The 18895-nt window shown below is 70.0% G+C and carries 18 protein-coding genes; 13 read left to right on the forward strand and 5 right to left on the reverse strand.

The window, feature by feature from the left end:
- Positions 1–61: 61 nt before the first annotated feature.
- Genes ACWDRB_RS24970 through ACWDRB_RS24990 form a run of 5 tightly spaced genes read left to right on the forward strand, consistent with a single transcriptional unit; the run spans position 62 to position 7366 of the window.
- The gene (locus ACWDRB_RS24970; protein WP_449897282.1) at positions 62–910 is read left to right on the forward strand and encodes a carbohydrate ABC transporter permease; all 849 of its coding nucleotides are present in this window, start codon (positions 62–64) and stop codon (positions 908–910) included.
- Entirely contained in the window at positions 907–1716 is an 810-nt protein-coding gene (locus ACWDRB_RS24975) for a carbohydrate ABC transporter permease (protein WP_449897284.1), read from the forward strand. Before ACWDRB_RS24970 ends, ACWDRB_RS24975 begins: the two co-directional genes overlap by 4 nt.
- On the forward strand, positions 1716–4691 hold the full coding sequence (locus tag ACWDRB_RS24980) for a glycoside hydrolase family 38 N-terminal domain-containing protein (RefSeq protein ID WP_449897286.1): 2976 nt from the start codon (positions 1716–1718) through the stop codon (positions 4689–4691). Before ACWDRB_RS24975 ends, ACWDRB_RS24980 begins: the two co-directional genes overlap by 1 nt.
- Positions 4688–5920 carry an enolase C-terminal domain-like protein gene (locus tag ACWDRB_RS24985; protein WP_449897288.1) on the forward strand — a complete coding sequence of 411 codons (1233 nt, stop codon included), beginning with the start codon at positions 4688–4690 and terminating at the stop codon, positions 5918–5920. Before ACWDRB_RS24980 ends, ACWDRB_RS24985 begins: the two co-directional genes overlap by 4 nt.
- 9 nt (positions 5921–5929) lie before the next feature.
- Complete coding sequence (locus ACWDRB_RS24990) at positions 5930–7366, forward strand: S10 family peptidase (RefSeq protein WP_397371967.1); 1437 nt, start codon at positions 5930–5932, stop codon at positions 7364–7366.
- On the opposite strand, the gene ACWDRB_RS24995 is transcribed toward ACWDRB_RS24990, so the two are convergent.
- From ACWDRB_RS24995 to ACWDRB_RS25015, 5 genes are all read right to left on the reverse strand, one after another.
- Positions 7325–8086 carry a hypothetical protein gene (locus ACWDRB_RS24995; RefSeq protein ID WP_449897290.1) on the reverse strand — a complete coding sequence of 254 codons (762 nt, stop codon included), beginning with the start codon at positions 8084–8086 and terminating at the stop codon, positions 7325–7327. The genes ACWDRB_RS24990 and ACWDRB_RS24995 overlap by 42 nt on opposite strands.
- 146 nt (positions 8087–8232) lie before the next feature.
- Positions 8233–8652: a peptidase inhibitor family I36 protein gene (locus ACWDRB_RS25000; protein WP_363977656.1), complete on the reverse strand. Its 420-nt coding sequence runs from the start codon at positions 8650–8652 to the stop codon at positions 8233–8235.
- A 218-nt stretch (positions 8653–8870) separates the two neighbouring features.
- Positions 8871–9641: an SDR family NAD(P)-dependent oxidoreductase gene (locus ACWDRB_RS25005; protein WP_397371969.1), complete on the reverse strand. Its 771-nt coding sequence runs from the start codon at positions 9639–9641 to the stop codon at positions 8871–8873.
- Between the two features lie 67 nt (positions 9642–9708).
- Complete coding sequence (locus ACWDRB_RS25010) at positions 9709–10719, reverse strand: DUF4432 family protein (protein WP_449897293.1); 1011 nt, start codon at positions 10717–10719, stop codon at positions 9709–9711.
- The gene (locus ACWDRB_RS25015) at positions 10716–11885 is read right to left on the reverse strand and encodes a DUF4185 domain-containing protein (RefSeq protein ID WP_449897295.1); all 1170 of its coding nucleotides are present in this window, start codon (positions 11883–11885) and stop codon (positions 10716–10718) included. The genes ACWDRB_RS25010 and ACWDRB_RS25015 overlap by 4 nt, the downstream gene beginning before the upstream one ends.
- A gap of 177 nt (positions 11886–12062) precedes the next feature.
- Between ACWDRB_RS25015 and ACWDRB_RS25020 the strand changes: the two genes are divergently transcribed.
- The 8 genes from ACWDRB_RS25020 to ACWDRB_RS25055 all read left to right on the forward strand — a co-directional run bounded on the left by ACWDRB_RS25020 (position 12063) and on the right by ACWDRB_RS25055 (position 18892).
- Positions 12063–13016, forward strand: a complete 954-nt coding sequence (locus tag ACWDRB_RS25020; RefSeq protein ID WP_449897297.1) for a phage baseplate protein — start codon at positions 12063–12065, stop codon at positions 13014–13016.
- 67 nt (positions 13017–13083) lie between these two features.
- Positions 13084–13293 (forward strand): hypothetical protein, encoded by a 210-nt coding sequence (locus ACWDRB_RS25025; RefSeq protein ID WP_449897299.1) that lies wholly within the window; start codon positions 13084–13086, stop codon positions 13291–13293.
- A complete protein-coding gene (locus ACWDRB_RS25030; protein WP_449897301.1) occupies positions 13286–13423 on the forward strand; it encodes a hypothetical protein in 138 nt (45 codons plus the stop codon). The genes ACWDRB_RS25025 and ACWDRB_RS25030 overlap by 8 nt, the downstream gene beginning before the upstream one ends.
- A 74-nt stretch (positions 13424–13497) precedes the next feature.
- On the forward strand, positions 13498–13644 hold the full coding sequence (locus ACWDRB_RS25035; RefSeq protein WP_449897303.1) for a hypothetical protein: 147 nt from the start codon (positions 13498–13500) through the stop codon (positions 13642–13644).
- Between the two features lie 50 nt (positions 13645–13694).
- The gene (locus ACWDRB_RS25040; RefSeq protein ID WP_449897305.1) at positions 13695–15305 is read left to right on the forward strand and encodes an ABC-F family ATP-binding cassette domain-containing protein; all 1611 of its coding nucleotides are present in this window, start codon (positions 13695–13697) and stop codon (positions 15303–15305) included.
- Between the two features lie 154 nt (positions 15306–15459).
- The gene (locus ACWDRB_RS25045; protein ID WP_449897307.1) at positions 15460–16179 is read left to right on the forward strand and encodes a hypothetical protein; all 720 of its coding nucleotides are present in this window, start codon (positions 15460–15462) and stop codon (positions 16177–16179) included.
- A gap of 84 nt (positions 16180–16263) precedes the next feature.
- Positions 16264–17670, forward strand: coding sequence for an RNA polymerase sigma factor (locus ACWDRB_RS25050; protein WP_449897309.1), 1407 nt, complete (start codon positions 16264–16266; stop codon positions 17668–17670).
- A 118-nt stretch (positions 17671–17788) separates the two neighbouring features.
- On the forward strand, positions 17789–18892 hold the full coding sequence (locus tag ACWDRB_RS25055; protein WP_449897311.1) for an NlpC/P60 family protein: 1104 nt from the start codon (positions 17789–17791) through the stop codon (positions 18890–18892).
- Positions 18893–18895 lie beyond the last annotated feature (3 nt).

Genomic DNA, 18895 nt, shown 5'->3' on the forward strand with positions numbered 1-18895 from the left:
GAGCGACGAGGGAAGGCGGCGGCTCCGGAGCGACCGAGCCCGCCTCCGCGGAGTGGAGGCCATGAACACGCGGGCACCCATACTCGGGCGGTTCGGGTTCGGATATGTGGCGCCTGCGGTCCTGCTGGTCGCGGGGCTGCTCTACGCGCCGTTCCTGTGGACGGCCTACCTCAGCTTCACCCGCTATGACGGCCTGGAGCCGGCCCAGTGGATCGGCGTGCACAACTTCGGCAAGCTGCTCGACGACCCGGCCCTGCTCACCTCGATCCGCAACACGCTGCTCTGGGTCATCGGCACCATGGTGCTGCCCGTCGGGCTCGGCCTGCTGGTCGCGGTGCTGTCGTACGACATCAAGGGCGGCGTGTGGTTCCGGGTGCCGTTCCTGCTGCCGTACGCGCTGAGCGGCGCCGGCCTGGCCATGGTGTGGAGCCCGATCCTGTCGCACGACGGCATCGCCAACAAGCTGCTCGGCGTGGACACCGCGTTCCTGCAGGACGCGCCGGTCAACACGCTGGCGATGCTGCTGGTCTGGACGTGGCAGCAGCTCGGCGTCAACATGCTGCTGTTCGTGGTGGGACTGCAGTCGATCCCGAAGGAGCCGATCGAGGCCGCCCGGCTCGACGGGGCCGGCGGGTGGCGGCTGTTCAGGTACGTCATCTGGCCGCTCATGAGGCCGCTGACCGCGGTCGTGGTCGGGCTCGCGCTGGTGGCGAGCCTGAAGACGTTCGACATCGTGTGGGTGCTGACGCAGGGCGGGCCGGGGCGCAACTCGGAGACGCTGGCGGTGACCATGTACAAGGAGACGTTCGTGGCCAGCGACTACGGTTACGGCTCGGCCGTGGCGGTGATGCTGACCGTCGTCACGGGGCTGGCGTCCTACCTCTATCTCAAGCGGCAGGTGTCCCAGTGATCCGGCGTGCCGTCCTGGTCGTGCTCGGGCTGGTCTGGCTCGGGCCGACGTACCTGCTGCTCGTGAACGCCTCGCGCCCGGCCGCCTCGTACGATCCGGGCCGGGCGTGGGCACCCTCGTCCGACTTCGCGCTGTTCGAGAACTTCGCGCGGGCGCTCGACAGCGCCAACCTGACGCAGAGCCTGGCCAGCACCGCGCTCTACGCCGTCGTCTCACCGCTGCTCGGCGTGCTCATCGGGGCGCTGGCCGGGTACACGATCGTGGTGCTGCGGCTCCGGCACGGGTTCTTCTGGTTCATCCTGATCTTCGGCGGCACGGTCTTCCCCTCGCAGATGCTGCTGGTGCCGCTGTTCGTCGGCTACAGCGACGCCGGCCTGTACGACAGCTGCCTCGGCATGATCCTCATCTACACGGCGATCAGCGTGCCGCTCGCCGCCTTCGTGCTGCGCAACTTCTACACTGGCGTAGCGTTCTCGATCTTCGAAGCGGCCAGGATGGACGGCGCCTCCACCTGGCGCATCTTCTGGGGCATCTACCTGCCGATCTCGCTCAGCGCGCTGACGGCGGTGTTCATCCTGGAGTTCACCTTCGTCTGGAACGACCTCATCTTCGGTCTGACCCTGTCCCAGACCGAGGACGTGCGGCCGGTGATGACCGCCATCGCCGGCCTCATGACCGACGTGTACGCCGGGACGCCCGTGCCCGTCGGCCTGGCCGCGGGCCTCGTGGTCTCGCTGCCGACCGTCGTGCTGTTCCTCGCCACCCAGCGCCTCTTCGCCAGGGGCCTGTCTCTAGGGAGTGTTTGATGACGAGCCGGTTGCTCCAGCGGAGCCTGGGCAGTCCCGACTATGACGGGATCAGGCAGGCGCTGCGCGACGACACCTCGACACCGGTGATCAGCGTGCGCGGGCTGGAGGTTCGGGTCGCGGTGCTGCCGCTGTTCACCCATGACGGCCGGCAGGCGGTCAGGGTGTCGAGCACCGAGCCGCTGACCCACGTGCTGGTGGGCGTGGACAGCGCGTCGGGCAGCGACGTGACGCTGCTGGTGCCCGAGGTGGACGCGCCGCGCGCGTTCACGCTGGAGTGCCGCGACGACGCGGGGGTGGTCGGCACCGCGCAGGTCACGGTGACCCCGCAGCGCAAGTGGAGCGTGTTCGTCGTCCACCACTCGCACCTGGACATCGGCTACACCGACCCGCAGGGCACCGTGCTCCGCCACCACCTCGACTACCTGGACGCGGCGCTGCGGCTGGCCGAGGAGACCGCGTCCTGGCCGGACGACGCGAAGTTCCGCTGGTCGGTCGAGTCGTCGATGCCGGCGCTGAAGTGGCTGGCCGCGCGGCCCGCCGAGATGGTGGAGTCCTTCGCGCAGAAGGCCCGCGAGGGCGTGATCGAGGTGACCGCGCTGCCGTTCCAGCTCCACACGGAGGCGTGCTCGACCGAGGAGCTGCACCGCCAGCTCCGCTTCACCACCCAGCTGGAGCAGAAGTACGGCTTCGCCACGAAGTCCGCCATGCACACCGACGTGCCGGGCGCGGTCGTCGGCCTGGTGGACGCGCTGCACTCGCACGGCGTGCGATACCTGGCCGCGGCGCACAACTGGGCCGGTCGCTCCGTGCCCTACCTGCACGGCGGCGACAAGCTGACCAGGCCGTTCCGCTGGCGGGCGCCGAGCGGCAACGAGATCATCGTCTGGTTCACGGACACGCCGCACGGCATGGCGTACATGGAGGGCAACACGGTCGGGCTGACCGACTCCTACGAGCTGGCCGACGACCTGCTGCCGCGTTATCTGTCGGCGCTGGCCACGCGCGGCTACCCGTACGGGCCGGGCACGTTCGGCTGGCAGGGGCCGGACGCGCCGAAGGAGCCGTACGAGCTGGACGTGCTGCACCTGCGGGTGCAGGGAGCGCATGCCGACAACGCGGGGCCGTCGATCGTCCCCGCGTCGATCGCGCGCCGGTGGAACGAGGAGTGGGCCTACCCGCGCCTGCGCTCGGCCGTGAACAGCGACTTCTTCGAGCACGTCGAGGAGCGCTACCACGACCGGCTGTCGGTGCACGAGGGTGACTGGACCGACTGGTGGGCCGACGGGCTCGGCTCGGGCGCGCGCCCGCTCGGCTACGTGCGCCGGGCGCAGTCGGCCCTGCGGGTCGCCGAGACGCTGCACACGCTGGCCGGGGTGGACGCGACCGAGCAGGTGGACGCGGCCTACGACAAGGTCGCCCTGTTCAACGAGCACACCTGGGGCGCGGCCAACCCGTGGGAGGACGCCGAGGAGGCGGGCGACTCGGGCGGCCTGCAGTGGACGCGCAAGTCGTCCGGCGCCTACGACGCCCAGGACGACGCGGCCGACCTGCTGCACGCCGCGGTCCGCAGGTTCGGCGCCGCGCTGTCGGAGGCGGGCACCGAGGGCGGCGCGCTGGCCTCGTTCGCCGTCTTCAACCCCGGCACGTGGACGCGGACCGACGTGGTCCGCGCGTTCCTGCCGAGGGACGTGGTGGGCGTGGACGTGCCGATCGCGCTGGTGGACTCGCGGACCGGGGAGACGCTCCCGCACCACGAGGAGCTGGTGCACCCGGACGACTGGCCGACCCGGCCCATCGGGCGGCACGTCCACGCGGTCGTCCCCGGCGTGCCCGGCTACAGCTACGCCCGCCTCGACGTCGTGCCCGGCGTGAACCAGGCCCCCGAGCCGGTCGAGCTGGATCTGAGCGGGGTGATCGAGAACGAGTTCTACCGCGTGGCGTACGACGTCCGCGAGGGCTACGTCGGATCGATCTTCGACAAGCGGGCCGGTCGCGAGCTGGTCAACGGCGACGCGGCGGCCGGCTTCGGCCAGTACGTCTACGACCAGTACGCCACCGCCCCGCATTTCAACCATTTGTCGGGACACGTCGGAGCGCACGACCGCACGCTCCTCGGCGACCGCGCCATCGGCAAGGGCGCCACGATCACCAAGGTCCAGCGCACGGCCGTCGGCGAGAAGCTGGTCGTCGAGCTGCACGGCAAGGGCGTCGACTGGATCCGCACGACGATCGAGCTGCACGCCGGCGTGCCCAGGGTCGACCTGACCTACCAGCTCGCCAAGCAGGGCACCCCCGCCAAGGAGGCCGTCTTCCTGGCCTTCCCGTTCGCCACCGGGCCGGCCACCGCCTGGGAGCTGACCGGCGGCGTCGGCGGTCCTGGCGTGCCGCGCGTGCCCGGCTCGGCCGAGTACATGCTGCCGATCAGGCACTGGATCGCGTTCGAGGACCCCGAGCTGACCGTCGCCTGGGCCACGCTGGAGGCGCCGCTGGTGCAGCTCGGCACCATCCACATGCCGTACGCGCCGTTCCCGCCGACCCTCGACCAGGAGGACGGCACGGTCTATTCGTGGGCGCTCAACAACATCTGGGACACCAACTTCCCGGCCCAGCAGCAGGGCGAGACCACGTTCCGCTACGCCGTGACCTCGGAGGCCGGGGCCCAGGGCAGGCGGCTCGGCGCGGCGGTGGCCTCGGGGCTGACCGAGCCGTTCGTCGGCGCGCTCGTCACCGACAGCCCCGACGTCACCGAGACCTACGTGTCCGTCGACCACCCCGACGTGCTCGTCACGTCCCTCGGTCGGACGGGTGAGGAGCGCGTGGTGCGGCTGCAGTCGCTGGCCGCCGAGCCGGTCGAGGTGACGGTCGGCCTGCCGGGCCTGCGCTCGGCCCGCGGGCTCGATGTCGTGGACGAGACGGTCAAGGTACGGCTGCCCGCGTGCGGGGTGGCCGTTGTTTGGGGGACGTGTTCGTGAAGATCGTTGACATCCGGGCCACGACGGTCGCGGTCCCGCTGGAGGCGCCGCTGCGGCACAGCAACGGCGCCCACTGGGGCCGGTTCGTGCGCACGATCGTCGAGGTCGAGGCCGACAACGGGCTGGTCGGGCTGGGCGAGATGGGCGGCGGGGGCGAGAGCGCGGAAGCGGCGTTCCGGGCGCTCGTGCCGTACCTGAAGGACCATGATCCCTTCCAGCTGGAGGCGCTGCGCTTCAAGATCGCCAACCCGACGGCCTCGCTCTACAACAACAGGACGCAGCTTCTCGCGGCCATCGAGTTCGCCTGCATCGACCTCATCGGGCAGCACCTGGGCGTGCCCGCGTACGACCTGCTCGGCGGGCGGATCCGCGACGCCGTGCCGTTCGCCTCGTACCTGTTCTTCCGGTACGCGGCCAAGGGGTACGGCGAGATCCGCACGCCCGACCAGCTCGTCGAGCACACCAAGCAGCTCAAGGCCGACCACGGGTTCACCGTGCACAAGCTCAAGGGCGGCGTGTTCCCGCCGGACCACGAGCTGGAGTGCTACCGGGCGCTGGCCGAGGCGTTCCCCGACGACCGGCTCAGGTACGACCCGAACGCCGTGCTGTCGGTGGCCGAGGGGCTGCGCTTCGGCCGGGCCATCGAGGGGCTGAACAACGACTACCTGGAGGACCCGGTCTGGGGGCTCGAAGGGCTCAGGGCCATCCGCGAGCAGGTCAGGGTGCCGCTGGCGACGAACACCGTCGTCGTCAACTTCGAGCAGCTCGCCTCCAACGTCATGCGCAGGGCTGCCGACGTGGTGCTGCTGGACACGACGTTCTGGGGCGGCATCAGGCCGTGCGTGAAGGCGGCGGGGGTGTGCGAGACGTTCCAGCTCGGGGTGGCCGTGCACTCCTCGGGCGAGCTGGGCATCCAGCTGGCGACCATGCTGCACCTCGGCGCCGTGCTGCCGAACCTCACCTATGCCGCCGACGCGCACTACCACCAGCTCAGGGACGACGTGATCGAGGGTGGGAAGCTGGCGTACTCGGAGGGCTCCATCGCGGTGCCGTCCGGCCCCGGGCTGGGGGTGCGCCTGGATCCCGAGCGGGTCGCCCAGTACGCCGAGTTCTACCGGGAGACGGGCGGCTATCCGTACGACCGGGACCCCGGGCGGCCCGGCTGGTACGCCACTGTGCCGAACGAACGGTTCGCCGACCCCACCGTGTCCCTCGATATAGCTCCATAATTGGGCGATATGTCGGAAGAAACCCAGCCGGCCCCGCCGGCTGACAATCTCGTCACCACCTCGCACACGCTGCCGTCCGGGCAGGCGTACACCGCCACCACCGGCACCATGGTGCTGCGCGAGGAGGTGATCGACGACGGCAAGTTCGGGGGCCTGCGGCCCAAGGCCGAGATGTTCGTCACCTCGTACACGCTCGACGGGGCCGAGCCGCTGAGCAGGCCGGTCACGTTCGCGTTCAACGGCGGCCCGGGATCGTCGAGCGTGTGGCTGCACCTGGGCGTGCTCGGGCCGCGCCGGGTCGTGATGGGGGACGCGGGCGCGCTCCTGCCTCCCCCTTACGGGCTGGCCGACAACGAGGAGAGCCTGCTGAGCGTGAGCGACCTGGTCTTCATCGACCCGGTCTCGACGGGCTTCTCGCGGGCGGCCGAGGGCGAGAAGCCGGAGCCGTACCACGGCTTCACCGGCGACATCGAGTCCGTCGGGGAGATCATCCGGTTGTGGACCACCAGGAACGGGCGGTGGATGTCGCCGAAGTTCCTGGCGGGGGAGTCGTACGGGACGGTCAGGGCGGCCGGGCTGGCGGACCACCTGCAGTCGCGGTACGGCATGTACCTCAACGGCGTGATGCTGATCTCCTCGGTGCTCGACTTCATCACCGGGGATTTCAACCAGGGCAACGACCTGTCCTACGCCCTCTATTTGCCGACTTATGCCGCTATTGCGCACTATCACGGGCTACACGGTGACCGGCCGCTGCCCGACGTGCTGCGCGAGGCCGAGGCGTACGCCGAGCGCGACTACCCGTGGGCGCTGGCCCGCGGCAACCGCCTCACCGGCGAGGAGCGCTCGGCCGCCGTCTCCACGGTCGCCGCGCTGACCGGGCTGAGCGAGGACTACGTCGACCGCGTGGACCTGCGGATCGAGCACATCAGGTTCTTCACCGAGGTGCTGCGCTCGCGCCGCCAGGTGGTCGGCCGCCTCGACGGCCGGTTCACCGGCTGGGACCCCGACTCGGGGCGCGAGCACTTCTCCGCCGACCCGAGCATGAACGCGATCATGGGCCCCTACAGCGCCGCGCTCAACCACTACCTGCGCGCCGAGCTGGGCTACGCCAACGACCTGCCGTACGAGGTGCTCACGTCGCGGGTGCACCCGTGGTCGTTCAAGGAGTTCGAGGGCGCCCACGTCGCGGTGGTCGACAAGCTGGCCGACGCGATGCGGGCCAACCCGCACCTGCGCGTGCACGTGGCCTGCGGCTACCACGACGGCGCGACGCCGTACTACGCCGCCGAGCACGCGTTCGCGCACCTGCCCGTGCCCGCGGAGCTGGCCGCCAACGTCGAGTTCCGGTACTACGAGGCCGGCCACATGATGTACGTCCACGAGCCGAGCAGGCTCCGGCAGTCAGCCGACCTGGCCGCCTTCGTGCTCGGTCAGCAGGGCTGAGGCCCGGGCCAGGCGCTGTTTGAGGTTGTCGCGGAGCGCGGCGAAGCGGTCGGCGTTGTCCCGGACGACCGCCCGCTGGAGCTCCGCGTCGGCCGTGAACCAGGCCGCCACCAGGCCCGACGACCACTTGCAGGTCGTGTCGGCGGTCGCGGTCTGCTTCTCGTCCTCGCTGACCGCAGGCTTGTCCAGGTCCCAGCGGCTGTCGGCGATGGCGGCCTCGGGAGCCGGGTAGGACTCGCCCGCCTGGCCCATGCACGTCTCCCAGCGCTTGGCGGCCGCCGTCACGGACGGATCCTTGGCGGCCTGCTCCAGCGTGAGCGAGTCCTGGAGGGCCAGCCACGGCCAGTCGGCCTTCGTCGAGCCCTTGTCCAGGGTGAGCGTGGCCCGGTCCAGGCAGCCGCGGTCGGCGGCGGTGCCGTACAGGCGGTGCCGGGCGGGTTTGGGGAGCTTGCCGGCCCAGGCGCCCGTGGTGTCGGGCGAGGGCGGCCGGGCGAGGTGATAGCCGTAGGTCTTGGCCGCCTCGATGTCGGCCACGCCGTAACGGCGGGAGTTGCCGGGGTCCACCGCGGCGAGGGCGGCGGCGTCCTCCGCGGGTGGGTCGATCGTGATGCCCTGCTTGCGCATGCACTGCACGACGAGTTGGTTGTGGGCGTTGCCCAGGACGGCCCGCTGCTCGGGAGTGGTCTTGTAGGTGTCGAACGGCAGCACCAACTCCGACACCGAGGAGACGCCTTTCACCGGCGCTCGCGGCGCGGGCTCGTCGGCGGCGCAGGCCGTGACCGTGGTCAGCAGCAGTGCGCCCGCGAGGAGTCCGCGACAGCCGGTTTCCGGCGGCCAAGCCCGGAAACCGGCACTCCCGTTACTGCTCAGCGGCACCAGATGTCGAGCGCGCTGGCGCGGTTGTTGCCGATGGCGTTGTTCGCCAGGAAGCCGTCGTTCGAGTTGTGCATGAACGTGCTGTGGGCTCCCGTGTACCCCGGGTGCTGCCAGAGGGTGGCGCTGCAGCCGATGCGGTTCCTGACAGAGCTGGTCTCGTTGTCCATGGTCTCCCAGGAGTTGCTGAAGTCCCAGTTCAGCCAGTTGTTGTCGGCGAAGTCCGAGTCGTCCTCGATGAAGTCACGCCAGTGGTCGACCTGACCGCGGTTGTAGTCGAAGCTGGCGTACAGGCAGACTCGACCGCCGTAGCAGGTCGAGCGGGGGCTGGCCACCGCTGCGGTGGCCGGCACGACCGCGGTCAACAGCGCGGCCGCGGCGACGATGCCGGCGGCCTTTCTCGATAGCCTCACAGGTCTCTCCTCGGTGAGTCGTTTCGACCTCGTAACCTAGCGTGCAAGATCGATCACGAGTCGCTATGACTCGCCGCACGATCAAGGGCTGCGCGCCCGTGGATCGGGTCGCGTGCCCGGCACGCCGAGGACCACTGGTATCAGTGGTACGACCTGCAAGTTCGTCGCGTTGACACAACACTTGCCAGCTTTGGTACGCCCCCAGGGGAACCTGTGGCCTATTCGGGAAGGGCGGCCGGATTCTGCGCGAGCAGGCCGCCGTCCACCCGGTGCTCGGCCCCGGTGATGAACGACGAGCGCGGCCCCGCCAGGAACGCCACCAGCTCGGCCACCTCCTCAGGGCGGCCCACCCGGCCCAGCGGGTGGGAGCGGCCCCACTGCGCGACCTGCTCCTCCTGCGACAGGTCGCCCCGCCACAGGTCCGCCGCCCAGCGCAGCATCGGGGTGTCCACCGAGCCCGGGCAGACCACGTTCACCCGGATGCCGTCGGCGGCGTGGTCGAGCGCCATGGCCCTGGTCAGGCCGTTGAGCGCGGCCTTGCTCGCGGTGTAGGCGGCCACCTGCGCCTGCGAGGAGAACGCCTGCACCGATGACATGATCACGATCGAGCCGCCGCCGCGGGCCCTCAGCTTGGGGACGGCCGCCTTGCAGGTGAGGTAGACGCCCTTGAGGTTGATGTCGAGCACCTCGTCCCAGACCTCCTCCGGGGTGTCCTCGACCGTGCCGTAGCGCTGCACGCCCGCGCAGGTGACGACGACGTCGAGCCCGCCGTACCTGGTCACGGCCAGGTCCACCAGGTCGCGCATGTCGCCGGCCCGGCGCACGTCGGCAACCACGCCGGTGACGCGATCGGTGTCGAGCGCCGCGTCCTTGTCGACCCCGCAGAACACCACGGACGCCCCGCCGTCGGCCAGCCGGTCCACCACGGCCCGCCCGATGCCCATCGAACCACCCGTGACCAGCGCCACTTTCCCGCTGAACTCACTCATGCGCCCTCCTTCGTCGGGCGCATGAGTGATTCACTACTGCGTCTAATTGTTCGTTCGCTACGCTCACTCACGCCAGAACCTCCGCGCGCATTCTCAACACCTTCGTCTCGTGCGGGCCCAGGACGAGGGCCGTGCCGTTGTCCACCGCGGCGGCCAGGCCGTCGGTCGGCATGCTGGAGAACGGTTCGAGCCCCAGCGTGTACGCCCGTCCCCACCAGGGATAGCCGGTGGACGCGCCGAGCTCCTGCCACATCCACAGGTACGGCAGGAGAGTCGCATCCCACTCCACCCGCATACCGATATCCCCCGAAATTTCGTACCAACCCTCGTCGAAGCCCGTCAGGTAGACGATGTCGCTCGGCGACCCCGGCTCCTGCACCACGCTCAGGTCGGTCTCGCCGCCGCCGTCGGCCGGGACGACGGGCCACTCCCACGGCCCGCCCGCCCGGACCCGGCGGCCCGCCGGATTTATCGCGCTTTCGTGGGGGATCACCTTGACGCCTTCCGGCAGCCTGATCCGGGCGCCGGGACGCAGGAACGGCAGGCCGTACACGATGTGCTGCCCCCACATGGCATGCAGCGGGAGATCGGCCTCGTTGGTGGCCCGGCCCTCGATCTCCAGCGCCGCCGTGCCCGACCTGAGCCTGAAGACCTTCTCCATCCGGTACGGCAGCCGCCGCGTCCGTACGCTGAGCCGTACCGCGACCTCCTCCTCGGAGTCGGCCACGACCTCGCAGCGCCACGGCAGCCCGGAGACCTCCCCGTGCTGCGCCAGCCGCGCGCCCCGATACTCGCTGGGCGCGCCGCCGTTCGGGAAGATCTCCTGCCAGCCGCCCTCGTAGTGGTCGATGAACTGGGCGACGTCGTCGGCCGCGCCCTGGAGGTGGTCGTGCGGGTTGCGCAGGCCCTGCGGGGAGAGCCAGACGAAGTCCGTGTCGGTGGGCTTGTGCAGAAATTCCAGCACATCGCCGCCTTTGTCCGGCAGGACGGTCACGCGCAGCCGCTCGTTCTCCAGCACGACCGCCCGCAGCCCGTCGATCGTGACGGGCCGCAGGCGGGCCGCCCAGTTACGCCTCACTGGAAGGTCACATCCAGGAATCTCGGCCGGTAGATGGTCACGTCCCGGTAGTGGTCGGTGTTCACGAAGCTGTTGACGTTATAGGAGATCACGAGACCGTTGCCCGCGACCTCGGGATGAGCGTGGGCGTTGTAGGTGAAGATGTTCCCCTTGGTCTCGGGGGTCGTGTAGACGTGCTGCTTGCCGGTGAACGGGCCGAACGGGGAGCACGAGGTGTAGGCCACGATGTTGGGGCTCAGCACTTCGGTCGTGTCATGTGTGATCAGGACATATCCGGATCCGACCTTGGTGACGCTGTACTCGTTCGCGACGCCGCTCATGACGCGCGCCGAGTCGGCCTCGTTCGGGGACCAGGTGCCGTCCGCCTTCAGGAACTCCCACGTGCCCAGCAGGCTCTGCCCGCTGACCCTGGCGACGTGCATGTACTTGGGCGAGCCGAGGTCCTCGACGCCGTACACGTAGGTGTATCCGCCGTCCTTCAGGATCGCGGAGGCCCACGCCACGCCGTGCCCGGACGGCAGGTCGGTGACGCTGACGGGCGCGTTCAGCCGGCCCGGGGCGAACCTGGCCACCACGTTCCGGTGCCAGCGCCAGTCCCACGCGCCGGTGCCGTAGCGCTCGTACTCCTGGTAGGTGACCTCCACGAGCCCGCCGGCCACCGTGGCGTCGCCGGCCCAGTACCAGTGGTTCTGGTCGCGCGGAGGCATGACGGCGGTCGGCGCGGCGGCGGTGCCGTCGTGGATCGTGGACAGCCTGCCGTCGCGCTCGACGGCGAAGGAGTTGTTCAGGAAGACCGTGTCCCCGCCCTCCCCGACCACGGGCGGGCGCGAGCCGTCGCTGTTCACCCGGCCGAGGAACGTGTCGGAGAAGATCCACAGCTCCTTGCCGTTCGGCAGCTTGACCGAGTAGGTGCCGTCGGCACCCGTCCAGTCGTCCAACCGGCTGTTGTCGTTGCCGTAGTTGGTGAAAAGGCTGGTCAGACGGGCGTCGGTGGTGGTTGCCTTGACAGTCGGGCCACACGCGGCCTTCGGTGCGGCCGGCGGCTGCTGTTGCTGGGCCACCGAGGGGACGGGTTTGGGCGGGGCGGCCCAGGCTTGCTGCGGTACGGCCGTCAGGCCGGCCAACGCGATGGCGAGGGGTGCTAAGGCGGAGCGGAATCGCGTCATCACTCGTCCTTGGGGGAGGGAAGTTCCCTACAGTTCTAGTCATTAGATCACTTACTGTCTAGGGCCCTCTCACACTCGGCTGAATCAGATCGTTGGAGTTCGGAGGTGATCCTCAGAGAGCTGCACTAGGGTGAGTGACTTCCTGAAATATCCGTAAATATCCGTTATGGAGGTTGTATGCCGGTCACTCGCCGAGATCTGCTCAAGGTCGGCGCCGGAGCCGCGGCGGCGGCTCTGGCAGGCACGGAGACGGCGGCGGCCGCCGCCTCCGCAGCGGGCCGGTTCGACCTGGCGGCGCCCGCCGGCCAGCTGATCTGGAAGAAGGCGCTGTACGACGAGACCGTGCTGCAGTCGTTCGCCTTCGACAACACCCACGGGCACATCTACCTGGCCCAGCTGAAGAACGGCTCGGGCTCGGCGGCGGCCGGGGATCTCTGCGTGACCAAGCTGAGCCTGTCCGGATCGGTGCTCGGCCACATGTACCTCAAGGGCTTCGGCCACGGCGTGCAGATCGGCGTGGAGCCGTCGGGCAGCTCCGCCTACCTGTGGACGGAGACCGACGCGGTCGCCGACGGCTCGGGGAACGCGTGGGGGCGGCGGCTGGCGAGGTTCAAGTTCGTCAACGGCCAGACGCTCACGCCGTCGTCCTCGGCGCTCACCAAGTACACCCTGATCTCGGGCGCGACCAGCACCACCTGCGCCATCGACCCGTCCACCAACCGGCTGATCATGCGCTGCCGGGTCGGCGGCCAGGCGCGGTTCGTGGCGTACTCGCTGGCGGCGGTCAAGGCGGGCACGGCCAAGAAGCTGTACGACGTCGCGCAGCCGTCCGGCCTGGGCGTCTTCCAGGGCTACACGGCTTACGGCAACTACCTCTACCTGCTCGACGGCACGGCCTACGGCTCCTCCAACCCCGCGCCGGGCAACACGTACATCACCTGCGTCGACCTGCGCACGGGCGCCAAGGTCCAGCGCTCGCTCAGCCAGGCGGGCAAGTCCCTGGACTACCGCGAGCCGGAGGGCATGGCGATCCAGATCGTCTCGGGACGGCCCAGGCTGTGCCTCGGCCTCGCCTCGGGCACCGCGGGAGCCCGCAAGGCCAGCATCTTCTACAAGTCCACCCTCGTCTGAGGAACAGACCGCGTCCGCGGCGACGGAAATCGAATGGCGCGACAGCAGGCGCTCATACACTGCGTGTATGAGCGCGATGCGTGAAGAACTTCACTCGCTGGTCGATCAGCTTCCCGATGATCGGGTGCAGCCGATGATCGCGCTCGTCCGTGAAAATCTTCTGGCGAGCCGCCGGATTCAGGCGGCCGCGGCCTTGGAGCGGATCCGGGACAGGATGCGCGGTGTGACAGGTGTCGACGAAGAACTGGACCAGCTCCGGGAAGGGTCTCGTGGCTGACGCCTACCTCGTCGACACGGGCGTGTTCCTGCGCTGGTTCGTCGATCAGCCTGGCTACGAGCATGCCCGCGAGATTCAGGACGCATTTCTCCGCGGACAGGTCGCGTTGGAGACGGCGGATTTCGCGTGAATCGAGGTAGCTGGGGTTCTTCGAAAAAGGGACTGCTCTCCGGTCGGCTCACACCCGAGGAATTCGTGGCGGCCGTGCGCCTGATCGACGAATTCGGGGTGAAGGTCCACGCAGTGGACGCCGACGTGCTGGAACGGGCGGCGGATCTCGCAGCGTGGTTCACCCCTCGCATGCTGGGCGTGGTGGAGACGACCATTCTGCGCGGCGTCGCGGCCGGCTGAGGGCGGAAAATGTGGTGACCGCGCCGGAAGGGGCCCGGTAGCCTGCCGGGATGGGCCACGTCGAAGTAGGACATCTCACGTACGTGCTGCCCGACGGGCGGCCCCTGCTCAACGACGTGTCCTTCCGGATCGGCGAAGGTGTGAAAGCGGCGCTCGTCGGGCCCAACGGCGCGGGCAAGACCACGCTCATGCGGCTGATCGCCGGTGACCTCCAGCCGGTCGACGGCAGCGTGGCGAGCTCCGGCGGGCTGGGCGTGATGCGGCAGTTCATCGGCAGCGTGCGCGACGGGAGCAGCGTGCGCGACCTGCTGCTCGGCGTCGCCCCACCGGCGGTGCGCAAGGCGGCCGAGCGGCTCGACGCGGCCGAGCTGGTCATGATGGAGCGCGACGACGAGAAGACGCAGATGCGTTACGCGCAGGCCATCAGCGACTACACCGACGCGGGTGGCTACGACATCGAGGTGTTGTGGGACACGTGTACGGTGGCCGCGCTCGGCGTCCCGTACGAAAGGGTGAAATATCGGGACGTGTCCACGCTGTCCGGCGGCGAGCAGAAGCGGCTCGTCCTGGAGGCGCTGCTGCGCGGCCCCGACCAGACGCTGCTGCTCGACGAGCCCGACAACTACCTCGACGTCCCCGGCAAGGAGTGGCTGGAGCAGCAGCTCAGGGAGACGCCCAAGACCGTGCTGCTGGTCAGCCACGACCGCCAGCTCCTGGCGAACGCGGCCGACCGCATCGTGACCGTCGAGTCCGGCAACATCTGGATCCACGGCGGCGGGTTCGGCACGTACGCCGAGGCCCGCAAGGCCCGCAACGAACGCCTCGACGAGCTGCGCAGGCGCTGGGACGAAGAGCACGCCAAGCTCAAGGCCCTGGTCAACATGCTCAAGAACAAGGCGAGATACAACGACGGCATGGCCGCCCCCTACCACGCCGCCCAGACCCGGCTGCGCAAGTTCGTGGAGGCGGGCCCGCCCGAGACGCCCCCGAACGACCAGAACATCAAGATGCGCCTCAGGGGCGGCCGCACCGGCAAGCGCGCGATCACCTGCGAGGTGCTCGAGCTCACCGGTCTCATGAGCCCGTTCGACCTGGAGGTCTGGTACGGCGAGCGCGTCGCGGTCCTCGGCTCCAACGGCTCGGGCAAGTCCCACTTCCTGCGCCTGCTGGCCGGAGAGCCGGTCAACCACGAGGGGGTCGCCAAGCTCGGCGCCCGCGTGGTCCCCGGCCACTTCGCCCAGACGCACGCCAGGCCCGACCTGCTCGGCCGCACCCCGGTCGAGATCGTCATGACCGAGCACGCCAAGCTCAAGAACGAGGCCATGAAGACGTTGGCCCGCTACGAGCTGGCGGGGCTGATCGCCGAGCAGCGGTTCGACACGCTCTCCGGCGGGCAGCAGGCCCGGCTGCAGATCCTGCTGCTCGAACTGTCCGGGGCCACGTTGCTGCTGCTCGACGAGCCGACCGACAACCTCGACCTGGCCAGTGCGGAGGCGCTGCAGGCCGGCCTCGACGCGTTCGACGGCACGGTCCTGGCGGTCACCCACGACCGCTGGTTCGCCGCCGACTTCGACCGCTACCTGGTCTTCGGCTCCGACGGCACGGTCTACGAGTCGTCCGAGCCCGTTTGGGACGAGGCCAGGGTCGTACGTCCCCGTTAAAGAGTTGGTACGCCTGGCGCGTGTCCTCTGCCAGCCGTGCCCATGCACGGGTTATCACGGCAAAGTGATCCCGCGCAGCCGAACCGTCAGCCTGCTCGCACTCTGCGCACTCGGGGCGATCTGCCTCTCCGGGTGCGCGAGCGAGAAGCGACCCGTGCAAGAGCTCAAGCCCCTTGCGCTCAAGGAGCAGGTCTCCAATATCGTCAAATCCGCCGACGGGTACGCCGTCACCTGGGCGGGTGTGCTCAGCAACGCCAACCCGTGGCACTTCGGCGAGCACGTGGTGGCCACGATCGTCGGACACGACGCCAAGGGCACCGAGGTGGTCAGGATGGACCAGCCGCTCGACGCCGTGCCGCCGGGCGGTTCGCTGGCCTTCACCGGCCAGGCCACCGCATCCGAGAAGCCGGCGAGGGTGACGATCCAGTACCGTCCCGCGCGCTGGCGGGCGGCGGCGCGGATTCCCTCCGCGTTCCAGCGGTTCCCTGTGAGCCGAGTCCAGACATTGCCCCAGAAAGACGGCTCATACCTTATTACTGGATATGTCGGCAATCCCTATCAAATGTCGGCCAGCAGTCTCGTCGTGAACGCGCTGCTGCGCGACAAAGCGGGCAAACTCCTCGGCGGCGGGAGCACATTCGTGGACGACGTCAAAACCGGAAGCCCGCCGCGATTCATCCTCACCGTGTCAGGGCTGCCCCAAGGGACAAAGGTCGCGAGGACCGACATCACGGCCCGGACCTGGGGCTCGACCGGCCGTCCCTACGAGGAGCTGGCGCTCGCCGGAGCCGCACCGGTCCATACCGTCAAGCCGGTGACCGAACCGTTCTCGGTAGACCGGAGCACACAGGTCGTGTCGGAGCATAAACAATGAATTGGGTAAAATCCAAAGGCGTTGTTATACCGACACCCCGAAAGCGGTAGAACTACTAGTTACCAATCAATTACCTTCGGTCATATGAATGACCGCGTCCTGGTCGAAGCACTCCGCGCCCGTGACCCGGGCGCGCTCGCCGCGCTCTATGACACGTACGCGGAGAGCGTCTACCGCTACTGCTGGTCCCTCCTGCTGAACGCGGACAGCGCCCAGGTGGCGCTCCGCGACACCCTCATCGCGGCGGAGGCGCACGCGGGCGCGCTGGCCGACCCGGACAGGCTGCGCACCTGGCTGTACGCGCTGGCCCGCGCCGAGTGCCTGCGCCGCCGGGCCGCCGCGCCGCCGGGGTCCGCCGAGGCCCTGGCCAAGGCGCCGCCGCCGCACGACGCGGCCGACGCCGACCTGCGGGTCATGGCCTGGAACGCCGTCCAGAGCCTGCCCGTCGCCGACCGCGAGGCCCTGGAGCTCGCGTACCGGCACTCGCTGCCCGCGCCGGAGCTGGCCCAGGTGCTGGGGACGCGGCAGGTCGAGCAGGTCCTGGAGGGGGCGCGCGAGCGGCTGCGCGACGCGATCACCGCCGAGATCCTCGCCTTGAAGGGCCCGTACGACTGCCCGCAGCGGGCCGCGATCCTGGCCGGGTTCTCCGGCGAGCTGACCCAGGAGATGCGCGAGCGCCTGGTCCGGCACCTGCGGCGCTGCGAGACCTGCGCGCCGCACCGCACTCGCGAGGTGTCGCCCGCCAAGGTCCTCGGCCTGCTGCCCCAGCAGACCCTGCCCGACACGCTCCGCCTGCGGGTGATGAGCTGCTTCGTCGACCCCGAACTCCTGCCGTACCGCCGTTACGTCGCCAGGCGTACGGGCAACCTGGGCGCCGCCGGATTTCCCGTTCCCGCGGACAGGAACGTTCGAGGGTGGCCTAAGGCGCTGGCAGGCGCGCTGGCGGCGGTCGCGGCCGTGGTGGCGATAGCGCTGATCTTCCATCAGTTCGAGACCGAGGAGGGCGGGGTGTCGGGGGTGGCGACGGCCGCGTTCCCGGCCACGGGCGAACCGCCCGCCATCCGCCTGCCCTGGCGCTCCGACTCCCCGGACGTGGTGGTGACGGGCGATCCCGTCCTGGACAGCAGGACCACCCGTCCGATCGGCGTCACCGGCGTCCCGATGCTGGTGCCGTCCGTCGCGCCGGTCCGCGACTCCGTACGCTCCTCGCCGGAGGCCGAGGTGCCCGCCTCCCACGACCCCTCCGACCCTCCTGAGCCCTCGGACTGGCAACCCCCGACGTACGTCCCCCAGCTTCCACCGTCCCAGCCGACGCACCGGCCACCGGCGGGCGGCCCACCCCATGAGGACGACCCGCCACCCTCCGCCCCCGGCACCCGCACCCCCTGCCCCACCCCGACCCCCACCCCGGTTCAAACCCCCACCCAGACCCCCACCCCACCCGCCACGACCACCCCCACCGAAGCGCCCTCACCCACCACCACCGGCTGACCGGTCCACTGAGGGCTTGATGCCGCCCTCGCCTGAATCTGCGAGCCGCGATCACGTTACGTGAGTGGATTGCCGGGAACTGTGTGCATAGAGTAACCATGTGTTTCCGGGGGGACCAATGCGCGCATTCCGGGCCGGGCTCCTCGTGTGCTGCCTGGTCGTCGCTCTGTGCCCGCCCGTCGTGGCCGACCCCGTCCCCTCCTCGCGGGAGGTGCGCAAGGCCCGGCAGGCCGCGCAGGACCGTTCGCGGGAGCTGGGGGCGGCCAGCGCCCACCTGGCCACCGCGCAGGCGCGGTTGGACGGGATGGCGGCCGCGGTGGAGCGGCTGGTGGAGGCGTACAACGGCGAGCTGGTCAGGCTCCAGCAGGCCGACCAGACCTACGCGCAGGCCAGGGCGCGGCTGGCGTCGGCGGACGCGGAGGTCGAGCGGGCCAGGCAGGCCGTCGGGCTGCTTGCGGCGCAGAGCTACGGCGGGCTGGGGCTGATGACCCCGGTCGTCAGCATGATCGTCGATCAGGGCGACCGAGAGGGCGTCCTGCGCAGAGCGGGCCTGCTGGCGCAGATGAGGAGCGAACAGTCGGCGACCCTCGGCAGCATGCGCGACGCGCAGGAGGTGGCCGCCATCCTGCGTACGCAGGCCGCGAACGCCTACGCCGCCCACCGGGTCCTCTCGGAGCGGGTCGCGCTGGCCAAGACCGTGGCCGAGCAGGCCGTGGCCCGGCAGCGGCAGGAGACGACGGAGCTGCGGGCCCGTACGGTGGTCCTCCAGCGCCGGGTGGACGCGGCGCGCACCCGCGCGGAGCTGCTGGCCAGGCAGCGGGCCGCGGCGCTGCAGAGCATGGCCACCGGGGGCTCGGCCATGGGGGACGTGGCGGCCGACTGGGCGCTGACCCAGCTGGGCAAGGCGTACGTGTGGGCGGCCGCGGGCCCGGACACGTACGACTGCTCAGGGCTCGTGATGCGGGCCTGGGAGAAGGTGGGCATACAGCTGGACCACTGGACGGGCACCCAGTGGACGTCGGGCCCGCACGTGCCGCTGGACCAGCTCAGACGGGGCGACCTGCTGTTCTTCGGCTACGTCAGCAGCGACCCGGGCACCATCCACCACGTCGGGATCTACGTCGGCAACGGTCAGATGGTGCACGCGCCGCAGACCGGCGACGTCGTACGGGTCGCCTCGATCTGGCGCGGGGACCTGGTGGGCGCCACCAGGCCCCGCTGAGGG

The sequence above is a fragment of the Nonomuraea sp. NPDC003707 genome (assembly GCF_053587055.1).

Coding starts and splice junctions, on each gene's coding strand:
- ACWDRB_RS24970 (WP_449897282.1), top strand. CDS start 62: ATGAACACGCGGGCACCCATACTCGGGCGGTTCGGGTTCGGATATGTG.
- ACWDRB_RS24980 (WP_449897286.1), top strand. CDS start 1,716: ATGACGAGCCGGTTGCTCCAGCGGAGCCTGGGCAGTCCCGACTATGAC.
- ACWDRB_RS24990 (WP_397371967.1), top strand. CDS start 5,930: ATGTCGGAAGAAACCCAGCCGGCCCCGCCGGCTGACAATCTCGTCACC.
- ACWDRB_RS25005 (WP_397371969.1), bottom strand. CDS start 9,641: ATGAGTGAGTTCAGCGGGAAAGTGGCGCTGGTCACGGGTGGTTCGATG.
- ACWDRB_RS25015 (WP_449897295.1), bottom strand. CDS start 11,885: ATGACGCGATTCCGCTCCGCCTTAGCACCCCTCGCCATCGCGTTGGCC.
- ACWDRB_RS25020 (WP_449897297.1), top strand. CDS start 12,063: ATGCCGGTCACTCGCCGAGATCTGCTCAAGGTCGGCGCCGGAGCCGCG.
- ACWDRB_RS25025 (WP_449897299.1), top strand. CDS start 13,084: ATGAGCGCGATGCGTGAAGAACTTCACTCGCTGGTCGATCAGCTTCCC.
- ACWDRB_RS25040 (WP_449897305.1), top strand. CDS start 13,695: ATGGGCCACGTCGAAGTAGGACATCTCACGTACGTGCTGCCCGACGGG.
- ACWDRB_RS25050 (WP_449897309.1), top strand. CDS start 16,264: ATGAATGACCGCGTCCTGGTCGAAGCACTCCGCGCCCGTGACCCGGGC.
- ACWDRB_RS25055 (WP_449897311.1), top strand. CDS start 17,789: ATGCGCGCATTCCGGGCCGGGCTCCTCGTGTGCTGCCTGGTCGTCGCT.